14 protein-coding genes are annotated in these 23343 nt (G+C 32.6%); all 14 read left to right on the forward strand.

The window, feature by feature from the left end:
- The first annotated feature begins 2 nt into the window (after window positions 1-2).
- Window positions 3-389 (forward strand): hypothetical protein, encoded by a 387-nt coding sequence (locus tag G5V56_RS12095; RefSeq protein WP_166965346.1) that lies wholly within the window; start codon window positions 3-5, stop codon window positions 387-389.
- A 522-nt stretch (window positions 390-911) separates the two neighbouring features.
- The gene (locus G5V56_RS12100; RefSeq protein ID WP_166965348.1) at window positions 912-1760 is read left to right on the forward strand and encodes a universal stress protein; all 849 of its coding nucleotides are present in this window, start codon (window positions 912-914) and stop codon (window positions 1758-1760) included.
- Between the two features lie 18 nt (window positions 1761-1778).
- The gene (locus G5V56_RS12105; RefSeq protein WP_166965350.1) at window positions 1779-2630 is read left to right on the forward strand and encodes a universal stress protein; all 852 of its coding nucleotides are present in this window, start codon (window positions 1779-1781) and stop codon (window positions 2628-2630) included.
- Window positions 2631-2633: 3 nt separating this feature from the next.
- Window positions 2634-3464, forward strand: coding sequence for a universal stress protein (locus tag G5V56_RS12110; protein WP_166965352.1), 831 nt, complete (start codon window positions 2634-2636; stop codon window positions 3462-3464).
- Between the two features lie 72 nt (window positions 3465-3536).
- Window positions 3537-3959 (forward strand): hypothetical protein, encoded by a 423-nt coding sequence (locus G5V56_RS12115; protein WP_166965354.1) that lies wholly within the window; start codon window positions 3537-3539, stop codon window positions 3957-3959.
- A 30-nt stretch (window positions 3960-3989) separates the two neighbouring features.
- Entirely contained in the window at window positions 3990-4832 is an 843-nt protein-coding gene (locus G5V56_RS12120) for an ATP cone domain-containing protein (protein ID WP_166965356.1), read from the forward strand.
- Window positions 4833-4842: 10 nt separating this feature from the next.
- Window positions 4843-6216 (forward strand): MBL fold metallo-hydrolase RNA specificity domain-containing protein, encoded by a 1374-nt coding sequence (locus G5V56_RS12125; protein WP_166965358.1) that lies wholly within the window; start codon window positions 4843-4845, stop codon window positions 6214-6216.
- Between the two features lie 151 nt (window positions 6217-6367).
- Window positions 6368-6895: an Hsp20/alpha crystallin family protein gene (locus G5V56_RS12130; RefSeq protein WP_166965360.1), complete on the forward strand. Its 528-nt coding sequence runs from the start codon at window positions 6368-6370 to the stop codon at window positions 6893-6895.
- Between the two features lie 64 nt (window positions 6896-6959).
- Window positions 6960-7403 (forward strand): hypothetical protein, encoded by a 444-nt coding sequence (locus tag G5V56_RS12135; RefSeq protein WP_166965362.1) that lies wholly within the window; start codon window positions 6960-6962, stop codon window positions 7401-7403.
- Between the two features lie 469 nt (window positions 7404-7872).
- Window positions 7873-8319: a hypothetical protein gene (locus G5V56_RS12140; RefSeq protein WP_166965364.1), complete on the forward strand. Its 447-nt coding sequence runs from the start codon at window positions 7873-7875 to the stop codon at window positions 8317-8319.
- Between the two features lie 536 nt (window positions 8320-8855).
- A complete protein-coding gene (locus G5V56_RS12145; RefSeq protein ID WP_166965366.1) occupies window positions 8856-10166 on the forward strand; it encodes a hypothetical protein in 1311 nt (436 codons plus the stop codon).
- A 168-nt stretch (window positions 10167-10334) separates the two neighbouring features.
- Window positions 10335-11780: a T9SS type B sorting domain-containing protein gene (locus G5V56_RS12150; protein WP_166965368.1), complete on the forward strand. Its 1446-nt coding sequence runs from the start codon at window positions 10335-10337 to the stop codon at window positions 11778-11780.
- A gap of 1 nt (window position 11781) precedes the next feature.
- Window positions 11782-14376, forward strand: a complete 2595-nt coding sequence (locus G5V56_RS12155) for a PorP/SprF family type IX secretion system membrane protein (RefSeq protein WP_166965370.1) — start codon at window positions 11782-11784, stop codon at window positions 14374-14376.
- Window positions 14377-14661: 285 nt separating this feature from the next.
- Window positions 14662-23343 (forward strand): beta strand repeat-containing protein (locus tag G5V56_RS12160; protein ID WP_166965372.1); only part of this gene is annotated, 8682 nt, incomplete at its 3' end.

Here is a 23343-nt window from a genome sequence, read left to right on the forward strand (position 1 = left end):
ATATGGATAATTCACTTTTTTTAGCAAAGTTTTGGGGATGGTATTTAATTATTTTCTTTTTGATATTAAGTTTTAACCCCAAACGAATAAAACAGATTTTTACAGATTTGAAAGATGAAAAATTTCTAATTATTACAGCGTTTATTGCGATACTAGTAGGATTGATTAATATACTATTTCATAATATTTGGGAACTAAACTTTAAAATTATTATTACTCTAATTGGTTGGATGTCGCTTTTTATTGGGTTGGCATTATTTATTTTTCCAAAACGTACTGTACCAAAATTAGAACTTATTAACATAAAATTTGTTCAAATAATTTATATGCTTCTATTTTTCGTAGGATTATTTTTGTTAAATATTGTTTATAATATAGTTCCTTTTTAAATTTTTGTATACAGACTGATATCCATCAGTTCAAAACTAAAATGGTTGATGTAAATTAGTGCTATAAATTAAATGTTATTTATTGAATTGCAAGATTAAAACAAAGTGTTTAAGGCTATTGTTTAGCAAGAAAGTTCAGACGCATTTTTAGTGATATTGATTGTATTGCAGAAAAGCAGAAAATAGAAATTTAAAGCCAGATAATAACATTAAATACTTTTAGGATACAGGAAGTTTAGGCTTCCTGTTTCTATTAAAGTTATATCATTAATGAGTACAATTAATGTCTTACTAAAATAATAAGACACTATGAGGTGAAAAAACGAGAAAGTATTTACTTTCTCGTTTTTTTGTTTAAGTCTAAAGTGTCAAAGACAAAGTACAATGATTGTTATAGACTGAATGTAATTCTTCAAGAGTATATTTCAAAAAAAACTGAGATTACACATAGACTTCAGTCTGATAAATATCATTGCGATGCTGTAGTTTAGTCTTTAACTTTAGTTATAACCATTAACAGCCATGAGAAAGATTTTGATTCCCACTGATTTTTCCGAGAACGCAATGAATGCCATGCGTTATGGCATTGATTTGTTTAAGTATGAGATAAGCGAGTTTTACTTTATGCACGCTTATCAAGATGAGATTTATGCCGATGAAGCATCATTGACAAGAGAGACTTTAGAGAAGGTTAAGGATGAGGTTGCTAAAAGGTCTAAAAAGCAACTTCAAATAACACTTAAAAACATTAACGAATATTCACCAAACCCTCGACATACTTATAATGTAGTGTCATCAAATAGTCTTCTTATGGATGAAGCTGATAGGATTGTGGATGAGCAAAATATCGATATTATTGTTATGGGGACTCGTGGAATAACAAATGATAGAAACCTAACGTTTGGGAGCAACACCCTTCAGATTATAAAATATGTGCAATGCCCTGTTTTAGCAATACCTGAAAACTACGAATACACACAACCAAAGCATATACTATTTCCAACGGATTATATGATTCCATTTAAACGAAGAGAGTTAAAATTACTTTGTGAAATAGCAGCTCCTTTTAGAGCAATTATAGACATGCTTTACATATCTAGAAGCAAAAATCTTTCAATGAGGCAAGAAGATAATAGGGCATTTCTTAAAGAAACCTTATGCAAAAATACTGTCAATTTTAAAGTTGCTAATGGTCGAAATATTGTAGATACTGTTTATAAATATATTAAAGAAAGTAGTATTGATATGTTAGCCATGGTAAATTCAAGACATTCTTTTTTAGAAAATATATTGTTTCAATCTACAATAGACGAATTTACACTGCATCTAGATATTCCATTTTTGGCATTACAAAATATGAGACGGGACTAATTATAAATCGAAAAAATCATGAAAAAAATACTCTTGCCTACCGATTTTTCTAAGAACTCTTGGAATGCTATAAAATATGCTTTACAGTTGTTCAAAAATGAAACTTGTAAAATGTATTTGTTAAACACGTGGACACCTACAATCTATCAAGTAGAGTATTTGTTGGGTAACCCTGCAGAATTTAATATCCCTGATCCTGTTATGGAGTCCTCGCTAAAACAATTAAAAACTATGGAGAATAGGTTAAAAAAAGACTATCCTAACCCAAAACATACTATTGAGACTATGTCTGTTTTTAATAACCTTATTCCAGAAATAAAAGAGGTTGTTGAAGCAAAAAATATCGATTATGTAGTTATGGGCACTAAAGGTGCTACAGGAGCAAAAGAGGTGTTATTTGGTTCTCATACCGTGCATGTTTTTAAAAGCATAAAATGCCCAGTGCTTGCAATCCCTGAAGATTTTAAATTTGAAACACCTCACGAAATATTATTTCCAACAGATTTTGAAGTAGATTATAATACTGAATTTTTAAGGCCTTTATTAGAAATCACATCTATGTACATTTCTAGAATAAATGTTTTAAATGTTTCTTTTGGTTATGATTTAACTGAAGAACAATTAACAAACAAACAAAAATTAGAAAAGTTCTTTAAAAACACAACCTATCTATTTCATAGGGTTTCGAATGAATCAATTCAAGAAGCTATTACTGAATTTCAAAGGAAATCACGCATTAATTTGTTAGTTATGATTAATAATAAACATTCATTTTTTGAAAACCTGTTTTTTAAATCAACTATAAATCAAATAGGCTTCCATTTGAATATTCCATTTTTACTCATTCCTTCAAAAGGCCATAACATTTAAATTATGAAAAATAGAATTTTATTACCAACAGATTTTTCAGATAATTCATGGAGCGCAATCGTTTATGCTTTAAAACTTTACAAGGATGAAGCTTGTGTATTTTATTTTTTAAACTCAACGACCATGGAAGTGTCAACTATGACAAACTTTTCAAATAAGTTGCTTAAAACCATGCGCGACAATGCTATGAGAGAATTATTAAAATTAAAAGAGATGGCAGAAAGTTCTGATGCAAACCCAAATCATGAATTTGATATTATTTTAAGCATTAAAGATTTAAATGCAGCCATAGTAGATGCTGTAAGTAAGCATACAATAAATCTTATAATCATGGGGACAAAAGGGGCAACTGGCACTAAAGAATTTTTATTTGGAACGAATACTGTCCACCTTATTAACAATATGAGCATGTGTCCTGTATTAGTGGTTCCTGAGGAGTTTGATTTTGTTAGTCTAAAGCAAATAGCTTTTTCTACAGATTTTAATCGTTTTTATAGTGATAATGAATTAGAGCCTTTTTTGCGATTGGCAGATTTATACAATGCCAAGATTAGAATTGTTCATATTAATATTGAAGAAGAGCTTGACGATATTCAAAAGTATAATTTAATATCCCTAAAAAGTTTTTTGAAAGACTATGATCATAGTTTTCATTGGATGCCTCATTATGCTTCGAAATGTGTTGAAATTAAAGATTTTGTTTCAGAGTTAAGTATTAATTTGTTAGCTATGGTTAATTATAAACATAGTTTTATCGAAAAATTAATAAAAGAACCAGTAATAAAAAAAATTGGATGTAAACCTACAGTGCCATTTTTAGTTATTCCAGAATGAACTAACAGTCTTTATAATTCAAGTTTCTAATTTAAACAGGATTACTTTTTTGATAATTTAATTTTATATTAAATGAAACGAGTGGGGATATGGTTAGATAAAATAAAAGCACATATTGTAACTTTTCATGATAGCAAAGAAAGTTTTATCACCATTCTTTCAAATGTTGAGAATGTTCATGTGCATGGTGGTTTTGGTAGACGATTAATAGGCGGTCCACAATATGGCGTTCAAGACCGTAAATATTTAGAACGCGAAAAACATCAATTAAAAAAATACTTTAAAACTATTATTTCAGAAATTAAAGATGTGGATGAGATTGTAATTTTTGGACCAGCAGAAACTGGCGAAAAATTTTATAAGGAATTAACAGAAAAGCATAAAGATTTAGCAACGAAAATTATAGATGTTGTCAAAACTGATAGCATGACTAAAAGGCAAGCAAAAGCTTGGGTTAAAGTCTTTTTTAAAACAAAAGGTTGTAGGTTTCTTTAGTATTAGTTGTCGTTTTATATAATTTTAATCATGAATACAAACACTATAGATATCATTAAATCATCAGGTGAAAAAGCTAAATTTTCTTTAGACAAATTAAGAGGGTCTTTAAAACGCACCGGGGCAGATAACCAAACAGTTAATCAAATTGTTGATACAGTTAGAGATGAGTTATATCAAGGTATTTCAACAAAGGAAATTTATAATAGAGCATTTGCAATGCTTAAAAAAAAGAAAAGTTATTTGGCTTCCAAATACAAACTTAAAAAAGCAATTTATGAACTGGGGCCTACTGGTTTTCCTTTTGAACGTTTTGTAAGTGCGATATTGAAATTTTCTGGTTACGAAACCGAAGTTGGTAAGATTTTACAAGGGCAATGTGTTACGCATGAAATAGATGTGATTGCACATAAAAACAATGAAACCACTATTATTGAATGCAAATTTCATAATGATCAAGGACTTAATTGTAATGTAAAAATTCCACTTTATATAAATTCAAGATATAACGATGTAAAGTCTCATTGGAATTCTAATCCTAAAAATGGCACTAAACTCACAAATGGTTGGGTAGTAACAAATACACGCTTTACAGAAGATGCCCTGCAATATGGTAACTGTGTTAATCTTTATTTATTAAGTTGGAATTATCCAAAGGACAATGGGCTAAAAGATAGAATAGACCGCTTAGGCTTATATCCAATAACCGTTTCTACATTATTAACCAACAGAGAAAAACAGTTTTTATTAAGCAGAGATATTGTGTTATGCAGAGAGTTAGTCGGTGATGCTTTTTATCTAGATCATTTAGGTGTTTCAGAAACAAGAAAAGAAAGAATTATGAAAGAAATAAAAATGCTTTGTCAGAATTAAAATCATACCAATGGAAAATGTTGTTAACATAAATTTTTTAGGAGGAGCAGGGGTAGTTACAGGCTCTAAATTTCTTCTTGAAACTTCAGAAAAAAACATATTGATAGACTGCGGTATGTTTCAGGGTCTAAAAGAATTAAGAGAACTTAATTGGATAGACCTTCCAATTGATGTTAAAAATATAGATGTTGTATTATTAACCCATGGCCATTTAGATCATGTTGGCTATTTACCAAGATTATTAAAACAAGGTTTTAATGGTAAAATTATAGGTACAGCACCTACATTGGCAATTGCAGAAATTATTTTAAAGGATAGTGCTAAAATTCAAGAAGAGGATGCCCAAAGAGCAAACAAGGAAAACTATACAAAGCACAGACCTGCATTACCGTTCTATACTATGCTTGAAGCAGAAAAAACCATTGGACTATTTCAAGTAGAAATGATTGATACATGGTTTACACTTTCTAAAAATATATCTTATCGCTTTCAATATAACGGGCATATTATTGGGGCTACATATATTGAACTTGATATCAATGGAAAACGGTTTGTTTTTTCAGGAGATATTGGCAGACAGAATGATTATTTATTAGATGACCCTAAAAAACCAGAATGGGCAGATTTTTTATTTATTGAAAGTACCTATGGCAATAAATTGCATAAAGAAGAGGATATTGAAGAAATCTTATCACAATTAATAAAAGAAACCATTTTAAAAAGAGGAAATTTAATTATCCCAAGTTTTGCGGTAGAACGATTACAAACACTTATTTATATTTTATGGAAACTTTATAAAAGCAATAAAATACCAAACATTCCTATATTTATTGATAGCCCTATGGGAAATAAAGTTTTAGAGGTTTTTCAACGTTTCCCAAAGTGGCATAAATTATCTGTTTCAGACTATAAAGCAATGTGCAATCATGTAACTATTTTAGAATCATACAAAGAAACATGGGAAACCATTGATAATAAAAAATCTAAAATTATTATAGCTGGTAGCGGCATGGTAACTGGTGGACGCGTGCTAACGTATTTGCAACAATTAATAGATGAAGCTTCTTCCACTGTTTTATTGGTTGGTTATCAAGCAGAAGGAACTCGTGGAAGACAATTGCAAGATGGCGCTCATGAAATTAAATTTTTTGGAAAATATTATCCTGTTAAAGCTACCATTAAAAGTATAGAAAGTCTGTCTGCTCATGCAGATCAAATGGATTTATTAAACTGGATGAGTAATATTAAGAATATTCCTAAAAATGTATTCTTAATTCATGGTGAGCCACCTGCCTTAGATGCATTTCGCATCAAAATTAAAGATACTTATCAATGGAATGTTACAATACCCAAACTATCAGATATTCAAAAATTAATGGTTTAGTATTATAAAATTATATGGTAATTAATAACTAACAAGGGTTAACAAAAGTACATTAAAGTATCTGTGCCTCACTGATATAAATCAGTGCAAATTATCTGCTTAGAGAGTACATTAGTGTTGCAAAATAAGTTTAATTTAAAATAATAATATTATGACAACGCTAAAAAAACACAGAAAACAAAGCGAATTAACACCTTTTGAAAATGGGTTGTTAACCCCTTGGAGTAATAGTTTTTTAAGACCTTGGAAAAACAGATTATTTCGCACTGATATTGAGGATTTGAGTAATCTTTTACGATTTGATGACGTTTTTAAAGATGATTTTTTTGAAGACGATAGTCTGATGCCAGCAATGAACATTAAAGAACATAAAGAAGATTTTGAAATTGAATTAGCAATTCCTGGATTTAACAAAAAAGATTTTAATGTTGATATAGAAGAAGACGTTCTTCACGTTTCTGGAGAAAAAGAAATCGAAAAAGATGAAAAAGAAGGTAAATACTCTCGAAAAGAGTTTAGTTACAAATCCTTTAAAAGATCCATGATGCTTCCAACATCTGTAGATTTAGAACAAGATGTCAAAGCCACTTATAAAAATGGGGTTTTAAAAATTAAACTTTTAAAAAAAGAAGAGGTTATTAAAAATGAACATCCAAAAAAAATTATTGAAGTTATTTAGTTTTTCCAAAAGCAGAAAGTAAATATTTGTTTTCTGCTTTTTTTAATTTAAAAAAGATAAAAAGATGGAAACAAATCAATCTACATCGAAATACCAAGAATGGCTTAGTCCAGAAATTATTCACAAAGCTACTCTTAACTGGTTGTCCGAAATAGAATTTATTAGAGACGAGCAATTATTCTTTGATGATTTAATTAAATCTTATACGATTCAACTTGTAGATTCAAAACACTTTAAAAAAAGTAAGGTGATTGTTGATGAATTAAAAGCATTTGATAAAGAAACTAATAACATACTTAAAGAAGTGAAAGGGCATGAGAGGGCATTGGATATATTAGTAGACGGTATCGACCAAATAAAAGAGGAGGAAGCTTATAGAAAGGAACATTTAAGACTCATTATTGATGTTAGTAATTTTCAAAATAACTATAGAGCTATTAAAAAACAAGTTTTTAAACTAATAAAAGGTATTATTAAAGAAGGAAAGCAAAAACGCTTATTAGTATAGTATAAAAATATAATCAATAAACTTAAAACTATATATGTTTTCTATATGATTTTATAATTTGAAGGGCTTTTGAATCCGTAAAATACACTTTAAATTTGACAACCACGGAATTTATAGAGAACCTTTGCCTTTTTTGGTGAAGGTTTTTTATTTGATATTATATTTAAGTTACAAGATTTGATTTTTATGTGAGGATGTATATTTTAATTTTTTAGTATTAGTTGTAATTAATATTTATTGCATTAATTATAATAGTTGTTGTTTTAAACATTCTTTTAATTTTTTGACTCATTTTTTTGTGCAGTAACAATTTCATAAATGCAATGTTTTGAACAACTTAAATATACTTTGTAGTATTAATCTTTCTTAAAAAATAAAATATTTTACTTTTTATTGTAAAAATTCGACAAAATGCTTGTTTTTTACGATTAATTACATAAATTTGTTTTTTCAACCTTAAGTCTTAGATATGAAATTAAAGATTTTTTTATTCAGTATTAGCATGTTTTTAGTAGCAAATATTGGTTTTGCTCAGAAAAAGAATGCCGCTAAAAATATTATTAGAGATAATGTTTCAATTAGCAAATATCATGATATAGAGGAACTACAAAATATGCAAAAAGGAGAATTATTAGATCTTTATATTGAGCGTATTGATGTTCTTGTAAAAATATTACCGTATATAGCATTTACGACGAAACCAGGTGTTACTATGGAGGATTTGGGTATTCCAAATAATAGTGATAATAGAAAGGCTTTAGATTCAGAATTTGAGTCTACTGACGATTATCTAAAAAATAGTACTGAATTTCAAAAGAAAATGCTGCCATATTCAGATACTACAAATTTAATTTCTGGAATTTTATTTTTTGAGGAAACTTTAAAATCCTTGCATGAGTATGGTCAATACCACTAATTTATTAATTTAAGTTATGGTATTTTTATATAGTATAATAAGAGAACATTTTGTATTGCAGAATGTTCTCTTTTTTATTTAAATCTTTAACATTTAATAACTCATCTTAGTCTGGTTTTATGGGATCTACTTTCATAATTTCCTTCTGAGAATTTGAATAGGGGTCTATTACATTACTGACTTAATTTTAATAATGCGAAACTATCCTTAGAATCTACTTCTTATTCTTTTTGAGAAGAGTGTTTTATTTAATTTGGAAATAGTTTCAGTGCTTATGGCACCAAAATTGCTTAAACCTAAATAGTTTTAACGCTTAAGGCGTCAAAACCGCATAAAATTTATTAATAATTTAAATTTAAAAGTGCATTTTATCGATAAAATTTGCATTTTATAGGATTTTTTTATACTATTGTATCGTTGTTGACATAAGTAAATTAATCAAATAATGCATTTTATCGATAAAAATTGCATTTTATAGGATTTTTTTATTATAATTGCATATTAATTGACAGAATATTAATAATTAATTTTTTGAGATGAAAAAATTTGCTCATATTATAGGGATTATTCTTTTAGTAATTGGGAACACCTACGCCCAACAAGAGAAGGGGATAGTAGGTGCTAATAATTGGCTAAATAACTGGACAGAGTTTAACCCTAATCAAGTTGATTATGGTGAAGCTACTCAAATCTTAGCGGGTAAGATTAGTCAAGATACTAAATTGTATAAAAAGCATGTGTACCTTTTAATGGGAAGTGTTTTTGTTACAGATAATGCTACTCTCACTATAGAGCCAGGAACAGTAATAATTGGTGATTATGCATCTAAAGCATCTCTCACAATTACCAAAGGAGCTAAAATTATCGCTGACGGTTTAGAAACAGATCCAATTGTATTCACATCAAACCGTGGTGTTAAAAGATCTGGTGACTGGGGAGGTTTAATTATTCTCGGTGATGCTCCTTCTAATAAATTCGGAAACGGCTCTGTAGCTTCTTATCATTCAGAACTGAATGCAGCTGATTATGTGTATACAAATTTTGGAGGTACTGATTTAAAAAGTAACTCTGGTATTTTGCGATATGTTAGAATAGAATATGCAGGTAAAAGAATTAGAGGAGTTGGCAATTTTAATGGACTATTATTGGCAGGTGTTGGTAATAAAACCACATTCGAAAACGTCATGGTAAGTTTTTCTGCTGGTGATTCATTTGAAGTATGGGGAGGCGATGTTAACCTAACTAATATGGTTTCTTATAATTCAAACAATAATGATTATGGTTTTAATTTTGGAACGCAAAGTCAGTTAGTAAACTCTTTAGCTATCAGATCGCCTTACATTTCAAGTAGTAGTGGCTCCAGATGTTTACAAATTCGTTCTTATGATAAAAAGGAAGAAGTTGATTTTTCTAAAAAAGGAACCTCTGTGATTGCCAAAAACTTAACATTTATTAATACGAGTGAAAATTTAGAGAACGATATAAAAATGGGTTTAGTTAAAGAAGCTGTCTATATTGGAGCAAACACGTCTTTAGATATGGACAGGAGTGTGATTTCAGGATTTAATCCGGCAGTTATATTAGAGGATGACATTAATATCAATATTGATAACTTAGAAAAAATCAAGTTTAGTGATATGTATTTCAATAATTGTAATGGAAACATTTTTGTTGAAAACAATTCTAATAATGAAGATTTAGAAAATTGGTATGGGAACCGTGCATTTTTTAATGTATACTCTAAAGGGCGTAATTCAGAAACATTTATTGATATAAAAAACTCAAAACGACCTGACTTTAGATTAAGAATTAATAAAATAGCAGCAACAAACGTAGACTCAGATTAGATTTAATGAATTAAGGGCAAAGAAGTTTAAGTAATTATTTAATCAAGCCTTAAAGAGTTTCTATTACACCATAACTCTTAAATTATTAACTAAATATGTGTATACAAATTCTAACAAGATGTTAGAATTTAAAGTGTATTAAGAAGTATAGCCTTTAAAAAAAACAGCATGAGAAGTTTTACCATTAATGTCTTTTTTTTGTTAGCTCTATCATTTACTAAAAATGTTTGCGCTCAAGTTGTTCTTGGAACACCAAATTTAGGTTTTACTCAAGCATGTGCAAGTCCATCATTTAATAGTTATAATGCTACATTTACATTTTCACCTGAGTCATCAGTAAATGCTTCAAATCAATTTATTATAGAGCTTTCAGATGCATCAGGAAGTTTTATAGATGCTACAGTAATATTTACTTCAACAGCAGGTAGTGTAGTAACATCTCCTGCAACTTTAAATTTTTCATTTCCAGAAACCGTAGCAGGAGAAGGTTATAAGATTAGAATAAAAAGTACATCACCAGCTTCAACGAGTTCAAGTTCAGTTGCGTTTCCTGCGTATTTTAAAGTTCAAGACAGTCCCTTTTCTATTAATAATTTAGTGGCAACAGCCGTATATTGTACTGGAGGAAATTATTTATTAACCATAGATAATCCCGGAACAGGTACTAACGATTCACCATTAAACTATCCGTCGCTAACCTATAATTGGTATAAGGAATTAACATCAACTACATCAGTTTTTGTTGATTCAGGATCTACTTTATCTGTAAGCGAACCTGGAACTTATTTTGTTGAAACCAATTACGGATCCTGTACATCTAACTCGTATTCAAATCGTGTTACTGTAAGTGAAGCTTCTGGTGGTACCGCAGCTACAGTAGATTCTAGCTTAGGCAATCCATTTTGTCCAAGTGGCGGTGCAACTACATTAAGCAGTAGTGTTACTGGTAATAGTTACCAATGGTATAAAGATGGACAAGCTATTACAGGAGAAACAAATCAAACCTATGATGCTAGTGAGGCAGGGACATACGCTGTAGATATTAACTTTGGAAGTTGTACAGAAAATGCTTCTATAGATCTTCAAGTAGAACAATTCACAAGTAGCTTAGATGTATTAGATGTTAATGTTATTGAATCAGATGAAACTTTGGTTGCAACGGTAACAACAGACGCTGATACTCCACAATATGATTGGTATTTTAATGATACTCTTATCTCGGGAGCTATTACGAGTAGTTATGAAGTTACTCAAGGAGGAATTTATAAGGTCGTTATAACACAAACGGTTGGTTGCAACATCTCTAGTGAGCTTGTATTTGAAGTGCAAGAATCTAATCAATTTCCAGATGTAGCAGATATACCTAATGTAATTAGCCCCAATGGAGATGGTATTAATGATACCTGGGTGATTCCTACTGAGTATGTTAGCGGCACAAATTCGGAGGTCTTAATAATAAGCTCTCAAGGAAAAATAGTCCTTAAAACAAATGACTATAAAAACGATTGGCCTCAGGATGGATTAAATTTTAAATCAGTAAACCCAGTTTACTATTATATTATCACAACACAAGATAATAAAACAAGAAAAGGATCAATAACAGTAATTAAATAAGATGAAGAAATATCTATTATACATCGTTTTATTTTTTTGTGCTACACAACAGTTCTATTCTCAATCTCAAGAGGATGGAGTTGTTTCGTTTGCATTACCTGTTAGAAATTCTTTAAAGTTTAATAGATATATAATGAATCCTACATTTAGTTTTGTTAGAGAACAAAATAAGTATGTAAGTATTTATAATAAAAGACAATGGGTTCAATTTGATAATGCTCCACAAACTTATTTGTTGAGTTACGGCGGTAGGTTTAGTGAAAACTCTGGTATTGGTGTTGGCTTGTTTCAACAGGATTATGGAGTACTTACAACCTTTGGAGGTGTGTTAAATTACGCTTATAATGTTGCTATTAACAGAGAAAGCAATTTAACATTTGGTATGAATCTTGGGTTTTATAAAAGTGGTATCAATAATGGAAAGGTTGTAACAAACTTTCCAGATCCGTCATTAGATAATATTCCTTCAAATTCATTGTTAACCATAAATCCTGGAATAAACTATGGAACAGCTTTTCTCGATTTTGGTTTGTCAATAAACAATTTAGCATTATATAACTTAAAAACCTCAAAAATGGTTGAAGATGATCCTGAACGAAGTATTCAGGCGCATCTTATGTATACAGGTTATTTATTGGCTAGAGGTGGTTTCTTTGAAGAAGCTAAATTTTCTGGTTTAGTGAGGTCTGAGTTTAAAAAGGATCAAACAGTTGTTTCAGGAATAGCGATGCTTAGTATTCCAAAAGGACTTTGGGCTCAGGCAGGTTATAATAGTCTTTACGGGCTTTCAGGAGGAATAGGTTTTAATCTTACCTCCCAAATTGCTATGGAGTATAATTATGAAAAGGCCATGGGTGATTTGACAACTTTCGGAAGTTCTCATGAAATTACGTTGGCATATAGGTTTAAAAACAATGAACGATATATATATGGTGATGATGATGAGCAAGGTGCACTTATTACACCTATTAAAAAGTCTAGACCAGTTAAAACAAAACCAAAAACGGTTACTAAACCTAAAATTGATAAAAAAGCTAAGTTAGCAGCGGAAGAGAAAGCTAAAGCAGAGGCCGCAGCTAAAGCTAAGTTAGCAGCGGAAGAGAAAGCTAAAGCAGATGACGCAGCTAAAGCTAAGTTAGCAGCGGAAGAGAAAGCTAAAGCAGATGCCGCAGCTAAAGCTAAGTTGGCAGCCGAAGAAAAAGCAAAAGCAGATGCCGCAGCCAAAGCTAAGTTAGCAGCCGAAGAGAAAGCAAAAGCAGATGCCGCAGCCAAAGCTAAGTTAGCAGCCGAAGAGAAAGCAAAAGCAGACGCGGCAGCTAAAGCTAAGTTGGCCGCAGCCAAAGCTAAGTTAGCAGCTGAAGCGAAAGATAAAGCAGATGCAGAAGCCAAAGCAAAAGCAGCAGCAGAAGCCAAAGCTAAAGCAGAGGCACAGGCTAAAACAAATGTTAATGAATTAGCAGAACTAGCTAAAGCCAAAGCAGCAGCAGAAGCCAAAGCTAAGTTAGAGGCTCAAGCCAAAGCTAAATTAGCATTAGAAGCAGCCAAAGCAAAAGCAAACGCCGAAGCCAAAGCTAAAGCAGAGGCCACAGCCAAAGCAAAAGCAGCAGAAGAGAGAGCTAAATTAGCAGCAGAGGCTAAAGCTAAAGCTAAAGCAGATGCCGCAGCAAAAGCTAAATTAGCAGAGGCAAAAGCTAAAGCAGAAGCAGATGCTAAAGCCAAAGAAAAAGTAGTAACTCAACCAGCTAACGATAGTAATAAACCTGTAGACGAATTGGCTAGATTTACTAATGAAACCAAGAAAGCTCAGGAAGATTTATTAACAAAATTAAGTGAGAAGATAGCAAGTAAAGAGCAAGATCTTAAAGATTTAAAAGAAGAAAATGATTTAGGTGATAAAGGTATTTTCAAACAACCTAAACCTTTTAAAAGTGTAACAGCAGAGAATAAAGCTTTAGAATCTTTGAAGTCAGAAATTGACAATGTTATTAAGAAGCAAGATGATAAAATAAATGAGTTAAACAGATTGTATAAAGAATCTAACAAAAAAGATTCTACAAGTATGTATTATCAAAAAACAATTAATGAATTAAAATCTCTTCAAACACAAACTATAAAAACCAAAGAAAATTTGGTGTCGAAATTAGAGGAAATTAAAATAGCTACAGAAATAGAGAGAAAACGTAGAATTAAACGAGCAACCTATGATAATGAAGAGGACAGGTATGAAAAAGATAGAGCAAGGTTAAATCAAATAAAAGCAAATACCTCAGTAAGCTCGGTACCATTAAAGACAGAAGATTTTGATTTTGGTGAAGAGCAAAGTAACATACAAATTATTAAAGATGTTAAAAATGTTGAGAGTGGTTATTATTTAGTGATTGCCGTTCATAGCAGCGTAGCTAAAAGAGATGACTTCTTAACAAAAGCAGTTGAAGCTGGGCAATCTAATATTAACTTCTTCTATGATGTTAATTCAAGTAAATACTTTATTTACTATGAAAAGTTTAATGATTTAGCAGCAGCAAACAATGCTTTAAAAGAAAAAGGAAGTAAACCATACAATAGCAAAATGTCTATTGTGAAAATTGAAAATTAAGAACTCATTAAAGCTTATTTTGTAATATAATTCTTCTAAACAAAATAAGCTTTTACCGTTTAAATGCATAAAAATTGGATTAAGTGCATATTTTTTTGATTTTTGTTCTTTTTATTAGAAAAATTTTACGATATTTATCTCGTTAAAATACATTTTAATTCAGATTAAAAATTTTAGTAGTAGTATAAAGCCTACATTAGCTGATTTTAGATGTATAGTAACAACAAGTAATGTTTCTTTTTGATTTGCTTAAAAGGAGATAAAGAAATACTAAAATTAGCTATAATGGAAAAAATTACTTTTTTGGATTTACTACTTTCTGGACTCTTTTTTTTAGAAAATTTTGCTAAAAAAATAATATCCGTTTTCACTACGATTACAAAAAAAGCAGGTGGTTTAGTAGTTTCAGATACTTTTGGTTGGAGTAATTTATTACGACTAAAAAAAGGAACTTACCAATTGGTGTTTTGTTTAGCTTTATTGAGCAGTGCAACAGCTTTTTCTCAACTTGCTGTACCATTTACTCCAAGATTACCAGGTGGTAGTGTTAAAGTAAAAGGGGATATTGTTTTAATAGGTAATAGTATAATTACTGGTAAAAGTGTTTCGTTACCATATAATGGAACAACCAATAATAATAATCTTGAAGGCGAATATATAAATGTTGCCAGTGGAGGTGATCCGTCAATTTTTAGTTCAAGTACAGCAGATTTAAATATCAATAATTCCTGTAAAAGTATTTTATATGCCGGGTTATATTGGGCGTCTATTTATCCTTTAGAAGTCGCTACCAATAAAAATCAACAATTTGTAGGGACGCCTAGATTAAATGACTGGAATCAAGTAAAATTTAAACTACCTACAGGGGGTTTTATTGATTTGGTAGCAGATAATAACCCAGATCCGGTTGGAGAAGAAGATGATATTATTTTTGATGGTTATGACCCTGTAAATATTAATAACTCTTTTAAAGATTCACCCATCATTTGTTATAAAAATGTAACTAGTTTATTACAAGGGTTAGCAGATGCCGATGGAACTTATACGCTTGCCAATTTAAGAGCTACTAGAGGTTGGAGAACTGGTGGATGTGCTGCGGGTTGGACACTTGTTGTTATCTATGAAAGTCCTACAATGCCAAGTAAATTTATATCAACTTTTGATGGATATGCAGGTGTTCAAGGAAGTACTTCTCTGGAAATTCCAGTTGCTGGTTTTCAAACTTTACCAGCGCCTTCTCCTGTTATTGCCAAAATCGGGGTGTCTGCTTTAGAAGGAGATTGGGGAATTAAAGGAGATTCATATAGTTTTAAAGCAAGTACATCTGGATCATATACATTTATAAGTGATGGACTAAATCCTTGGAATAATTTTTTTAATTCCAGATTAACTAATGAAGGTGCTTGGTTAAACAATAGGAATCCAAATGGTACTAATGCTCTTGGTTTTGATATTAAGAGTGTAAGAATACCAAATGGAGGTAATAGTGTTCTGCCTAATGGATCTACTGCGGGAGATTTAAAATTAACGACTAGTGGAGATGGTTATGGAGCTTTTGTAACGTCTTTTGCTGTAGATATTATTGAACCAAAAATTTTATTAACTAAAATTGTTGAAGATAAGTTTGGAAATGAGATTGGAGGCGCCAATGTTACACTTGGTGATGAATTAAATTATGTAATTGGTTTTCAAAATATAGGGAATGACGATGCCACTAAGCTCACCATTAGAGATGTTCTTCCTATAAACGTTCTTTTTAATTACCCTTCAGATTTGGACATATTACCACCGGGTGTATCTGTTAAAAGTTACGATCCGATAACGAGAGAAATTGTTTTCGAAGTTGAGGATTGGGTTGTGACAGAAGGCGATCCTTCACCAGAAGAAATTCGTTTTAAAGTACAAGTAGTGCCTTCTTGTAATATGTTGAGCGATGCCTGTTCTAATAGTATAGATAACCAGGCTTATGCAACCTATGAAGGTGTTTTTAATCCTAATTTTACTATTTCTGACGATCCAAGTATTAATAGTAATGCAGGCTGTATACTAACACCAAAAGCCACTAATTTTTTAGTTGGGGTAGATGATTGTTTATTTACACAAACAGAAACGCTTTGTGGAGACAGTGTAGTATTAACAGCGGCTAACGGATATAGCTCATATTCATGGTCTACAGATCCATCAGGATCTCCAGTTATTGGAACAACTCAATCAATAACGGTAAATAACACAGGAACGTATTATGTTCATAATACAGCAGTTGCACCATGTTTGTCTATTAATCAAGAGATTACTGTAATACCTTTCGGAAATACAATCACGAACCCTGTAGCACCATTTGCTGATGAGGTTGTTACGTGTCCAAATGATGGGAAATTATTACCCAATATATTTTTATGTGGTGCTAATGCCGAAAGAGTTATTCAAACGGGTATTTCTGATACCTCATCTATAATTTGGGAAAAGCTAGATGAAGGTAGTTGTACTGCAGTTGTAAATACTGATTGTGCTAATGAAAGTTCAACTTGTACATGGACACAAGTAGGCACTGGACCTGACTTTACAGCTAATACTTCTGGACAATATCGTATTACGTTAAATTATACAGGAGGCTGTTTTAATAGATATTACTTTAACGTCTATCAGAACTTATTAAATCCAACAGTTACCACCAAAGATATTATATGTACTACGCCTGGAGAGATAACTGTAGGAGGTGTTCCAGGTGGTTATGAATACAGTCTTGATAATATAACATACCAAGCGAGCAATGTTTTTCCAATTACATCTCAAAACAGTTATACGGTATATATTAAACAAGTAGGAGTAACTTCTAACCCTTGTATTTTTACTGTACCCGATATTCAAATCCGTGAAAGAAATTTTACAGTGTCAACTGTTATAACACAACCTTATTGTAACGGAGATTTAGGTTCTGTAAAAATAGCCGCTAATGATGTTAGACCACAATATTCTTATGCTATTTATAGTGGGGGAACCTTGGTGAATAGTGCTGGTCCAATAGTTGAAAAGGATTATGAGTTTAAAAACTTAAATCCTGGAATATATACAATAGAAGTAACTACCGAAGATGGATGTTTTTATAGCGGAGATATAGAAATCATTAATCCACCCTTATTAACAGCAACAGCTTCTATTACTAAACCTTTAACCTGTACGGATGGTGAGATTACAATAAACCCAGTAGGAGGTACACCACCATATAATTATATTATAAATGGAGGCTCTATTGAAACAGACCCAGTAATTGTTGTTACGACACCTGGAGTTTATAATATTATTGTATATGATGCCAATAATTGTCTTGCAACGACATCCATAACGATAGATGATAATCCGGCACCAGTTTATACTATCAGTACAACAGATATTTTATGTTATAATGATAACTCTGGAGATATTCAGTTTAATGTTACCAATGCTAACGGATATACTTTAGAATACAGTATTGATAATGGGATTACTTACGTTTCTAATCCTGTTTTTTCAAATCTTTCTCCAGGGAATTATCAGGCAATAATAAAATATACTCTTGGAGCATCAGAATGTTTTACAATTCCAGAAAACATTACCATAAACCAACCAGATGAGGCACTAACAGCTTCGGCAGGTGTATCAGAATTAGCAGGATGCGGCCCTTCAGGTGAAGGAAAAGTACGTATTACTAACCCTCAAGGTGGTACACCACCGTATGAATATAGTTTTGATAACCAAGCTACTTGGGTAACCACAAATGAATCGTATGTGTTACCAGGAACTTATACGTTGTATATACGAGATGCTAATGGTTGTATTTATGCTATGCCATCTATTACTTTAGACCCAGAACCAGTAGCACCAACTATCAATGTTTCAGATCCTGATTTTAATTGTGATGGAACAGCCGGTGCCACAGTAACAGTAACCAACCCTGGAAGTAGCTCTTTTAATTATAATTATTTATTAGATGGTGTGCCAAATCCCAATACCGCTGATCCTAAAACATTTTTAGATGTTTCAGATGGTTCTCATTTAATAACCGTTGAGTATATATTGCAAAGTGTAACAACCTATAGTAATTTATTGAAGGAAGACTTTGGAAGTGGATCACCAACTACAAGTTCTGGTATTGCAAGTGCCTATTGTTTTAATGACCAGCGTGTAAATCCGCCATATAACTGCGGTACGCGTTCAGTGGAAGATAATCAATATTCTGTTGCTAGTTTCTTTTGGAGGTCAGACGATCCTTCTGCTAACAATACAGGAGCTTGGTATCATTTTAAGGACCATACGACCAATGGAGTTGACCCTAATGGCAGATATTTGTTAGTGAATATTGGATCGGCAGCTGGACCATACGGTATTTTATATAGTAAGCCTATCTCTGATGTTATTCCTAATCAAGATATAAAAGTTGAATTATACTTAGGTAATTTAATACGAGCTGCACGAAGTGGGGCAAAACCAGATTTTATTATACAATTAGTAGATAACACAGGCGCAGTAATCGCTGAGCAAAATACTGGACAAATTCAAAATAACGAGATTTGGAATTTAAAATCCTTATCTCTAAACCCAGGTAATAATACTGATTTAACATTTGTTATTCGCTCAGGAAGTATTCTTTATAATGGTAACGACGCTGTTATTGATGATATTAGTGTATATCAACTGCCAAAAAGTTGTGTCACACAGGTGGACTTCCCATTTATTGTTGATTCTGGAAAAGCCTTTGCTTCTAGTACAACAGGATCTACAAATGTTACTTGTAACGGAAGTGCAGATGGAACTATTACAATAGCAGCACAAAATTTTGATCCCGCTAGTGGATTTGAATATTCAATTGATAATGGTATCACTTGGACTACACAAATGACCTCGCCATATACTATTACAGGATTGGCTGCAGGTAATTATGATCTTATGGTGCGCTATGAGACCTGTAGTTTTACGTTTTCTCAAACTATTACGGCACCAGCACCTTTAGGAGTTAGTGTTTCTGGAACACCAGTAACATGTCTTGGAGGTTCTACGGTAACGGCGATAGCAACTGGAGGAACAACTGCTTATTCATACCAATTATTAGATACAGCAACATCAGCATTAGTATCTAATTTTCCTAGCAATGGTATTTTAACAAATGTGCCAGCAGGAGATTACACGGTAAGAGTCACTGATGCCAACGGATGTACTGCAACAGATACAATTAATCTTGTAGATTCAGCACCTCCAACAGCTTCAATAGCCATGACATCAGACTATTGTTACGATCCTGTAAATGGAGCAACTCTTGAAGTAATAGCTTCAGGAGGGGTTACACCTTATGAATATAGTATTAATGGAGGTTCTTTTGGGTCTAGCAATATTTTTAGTAGCCTAACACCAGGAAGTTATGATATTATTGTAAGAGATGCTTATGGTTGTACCGTTGCATTGCCAACAGAAACAATAGCACCACAAGTAACTGTAAATACAACGCTAACAAAAGAATTAGATTGTTCAGCAACACCAGATGCAACAATCACAGGAACTATCACAGGCGGATATGCACCGTTTTCATACGCGGTATCAACAGATGGAGGAGTCACTTACGGTTCTTTAGTGTCAACAGGTTCACCATTTGTTTATACAGCAGCATCAAGTGGAAATTATCAATTCCAAATAACAGATGCAAGAGGATGTCAATCTGTATCAAATGTAATTACAATATCCCCCATAACCAATCCAGTAGTAACAGGAATAGCAACGAACGTTAGTTGTAATGGGGCATCAGATGGAAGCGTACAATTAGTAGGATCAGGTGGATCAGGTGGTTATACATATAGCGATGATGGAATAACTTTTACAGGAACCTCATTATTTACAGGATTATCAGCTTCAGGATCACCGTATACATTTTATGTACAAGATAGTAAAAACTGTACATCAAGTGTATCAGTAACCATAACCGAACCAACAGCATTGGTAGCTTCAGCAACTGCAACAGATTTGAGTTGTAGTGCTACTAATACTAATCAATCAGCAGAAATAACTATAGCAGTTCCAACTACAGGAACAGCACCTTATCAATATAGTTTTGATGGAGGCGCAAACTTTAGTTCAGCGAATACCTTAACAGTAAATGATACTGGAATTGATCAGACATTTTCTTATGTAGTAAGAGATGCTAATGGCTGTACAACAGCCCCTCAAAATATAACGATAGTAGCTTTAGACCCACCAACAGATTTAACATTTTCATCAGCAGCTGTAACTTGTATAGCAACAACAACAGATGTTACTCTAACAGCTACAGATGGCGTTGGACCATTGGAATATGAAACTATAGCACCATCACCAACAATTGTTGCAAAACAAGCATCTAATGTATTTACAGGCTTAGCGCCAGGAACCTATGTATTTAGAGTAACCGATGCTAATGGTTGTTATTATACAGAATCTTATACTGTAGCTCCAGTAACACCGATAACAATTACAGGCTTAAAATTAAGTGATGTATTATGTTATGGAGATAATACAGGAGCTATACAATATACAGTTTCCGGATATGCAGGAACTTATACAAGTACATTAACCAGTGGAACTGGAGCATTAAGTCAAACAGGAAGTACTGTAGATTTAACAGGTTTAGTTGCAGGAAGCTATACTCTAGAAGTATCAGATGATATTACAGGATGTACAGCAAATACGACTATTGTAATAACAGAACCAACAAATCCATTAACTTTTACAGCAACTTCAACTAACGTATATTGTACAGAAGATAATTCACAAATTACGGTAACCCCAGCAGGCGGAACAGCTAGTTATATCTATGCAGCCGTAGTGTCAGGAGCATCGGCACCAGTAGTTTATGACAGCAGTAATGTGATAACCGTTGATACCAATTCCGCAACGGATTTAGTTTGGGATGTGTATGTACAGGATGCTAATGGATGTATCACAATAGATACGATCACCATTACAGAAGATCCGTCACCAACAGTAACCACACCAGCGGTAGCATCTAATCAATGTTCGGTAGCTTCAGGATTTACCTTTACAGCTACAGGAGCCTCAGGAGTACCACCATATGAGTATAGTATTAATGGAGGTGGATCGTATCAAGCGAGTCCAACATTTACAGTGAATACACCAGGAAGTTACACGGTAACTATTAGAGACGCCAATGGTTGTACTAACACCAGTCCGACTCCAACGGTCGTCTATGTGCCACTTGATGCAAGTGCACTTTTAACAAAAGATTTAACATGTTCAGCACCAGCTGCAGCATCAATTGATGTAACAACTTCTGGTGGAAACGCGCCTTATAGTTACAGAGTTAAAATAGGAGCAGGGGCTTATGGTGTTCCAACATCAATAGTAGGAGCTTCATTTACATACACAGCTCCTGCAGCAGACACCTATCAGTTCGAAATTACAGATGCTAATGGATGTACAAAGGAAACCAATGTTATAACAACGAATACGATTGTAAATCCAGATATTACTAATGTAATTGAAACTCAAACTATTTCTTGTAATGGTGAAGAAACTGCTGCTATCAATATCACAATTGATAATACAAAAGGATTGGCACCATTTGTAATCAATGTATTTAATAATACAACATCTCAAAATTATGGCACACAAACCTCAGGCTTATCTGCAGGCGATTATATTATAAGGGTTACAGATGCAAAGGGTTGTATTGATACATTCCCGATTACAATTTCGGAACCGCTTGCTATTAATACAACATATCATGCAGTTCCTATTACCTGTGGAGCTTTAGGAGTATCACAAGGATCTGTAATAATTGATGGTGTTACCGGAGGAACAGCTCCTTATGACTATATTGTTACAAGTTCTAATGGCTATTCAGGATCAGAACTCAATAATTTAGGAACAACATCAACTACTTTCGATGTAGTAGATTTTGGACTTTATCAAATTCTCGTGGTAGATGCAAATGGATGTTCTCAATTGATTCAAGATGTATTAGTGGCATCTCCGCCAACGGATTTAGATATAAATGTAAGTTCGCCGCCAGCTGATTGCTCTACTGGAGGTTCAGCTTTAGTTCAAATAGGAACTACATTGGCTAGTTCTGGACCATTCCATTTTGCTATTTATACAGGTCCAGGGATGACGTATACTTCCCCAACTGTAGCTCCATGGCAAGATGAAAGTTCTTTAGGAAGTAAAGAGACTATATTTACTAATTTAATACCTGGAGCTGCTTATACTTTTATCGTTTTTGATGAATCAACAAGTTGTTATTATTATGAAGCTTCAACAATTCCTATTCCAACAAATTCATCATTAGATGCTACAGCAATCACTGCAAATAATGTGACTTGTACAGGAAGTGCGGATGGAAGTGTTAGTTTTGATATAACAAGTGTTTATGGTGTTACAACCGACGTCACCTATGAAATTTTTGATTCACTATCGTTGGTGTCAACGGGTATCACAGGTTCTGGAACCGTACCTGCTAATGGTACATTAAATGTCACTAATTTAGGATCATTACCTCCAGGGAATTATGTTGTGGTAATAACCGAAGATGTTGGAGCTACTAACGCAGGTTGTAGTGTAGTTACCCCAGCTGTTAATATTTCAGAATCTGCAAACTTATTATCAGTTTCAGCATCTGTTTCAAAAAATGAAAATTGTAATGAACTAGGTGTTATTTCAGCTACCGCACAAGATGGTACTGCACCATATACATATCAACTTTTATTAACATCAGATCCTGCTCCAACAGCTGCTAGTGCAGGTTGGGCAGCTACAAATACTTTTAATGCTGTTGCAGCAAATTATACGGTTTATGTAAAAGATGCATATGGATGTATACAATCTGATACTGTAAATCTTACTAAGGACGTAGAACCAACGATTGCACCAATAGCTTCACAATGTTTTGATGGAAGTCCTATCAATATTACCGTAGTGGAAGGAACAGGAACGGCCATAGCACCATTG

Source organism: Yeosuana marina (assembly GCF_011762485.1).
Taxonomy (GTDB): domain Bacteria; phylum Bacteroidota; class Bacteroidia; order Flavobacteriales; family Flavobacteriaceae; genus Yeosuana; species Yeosuana marina.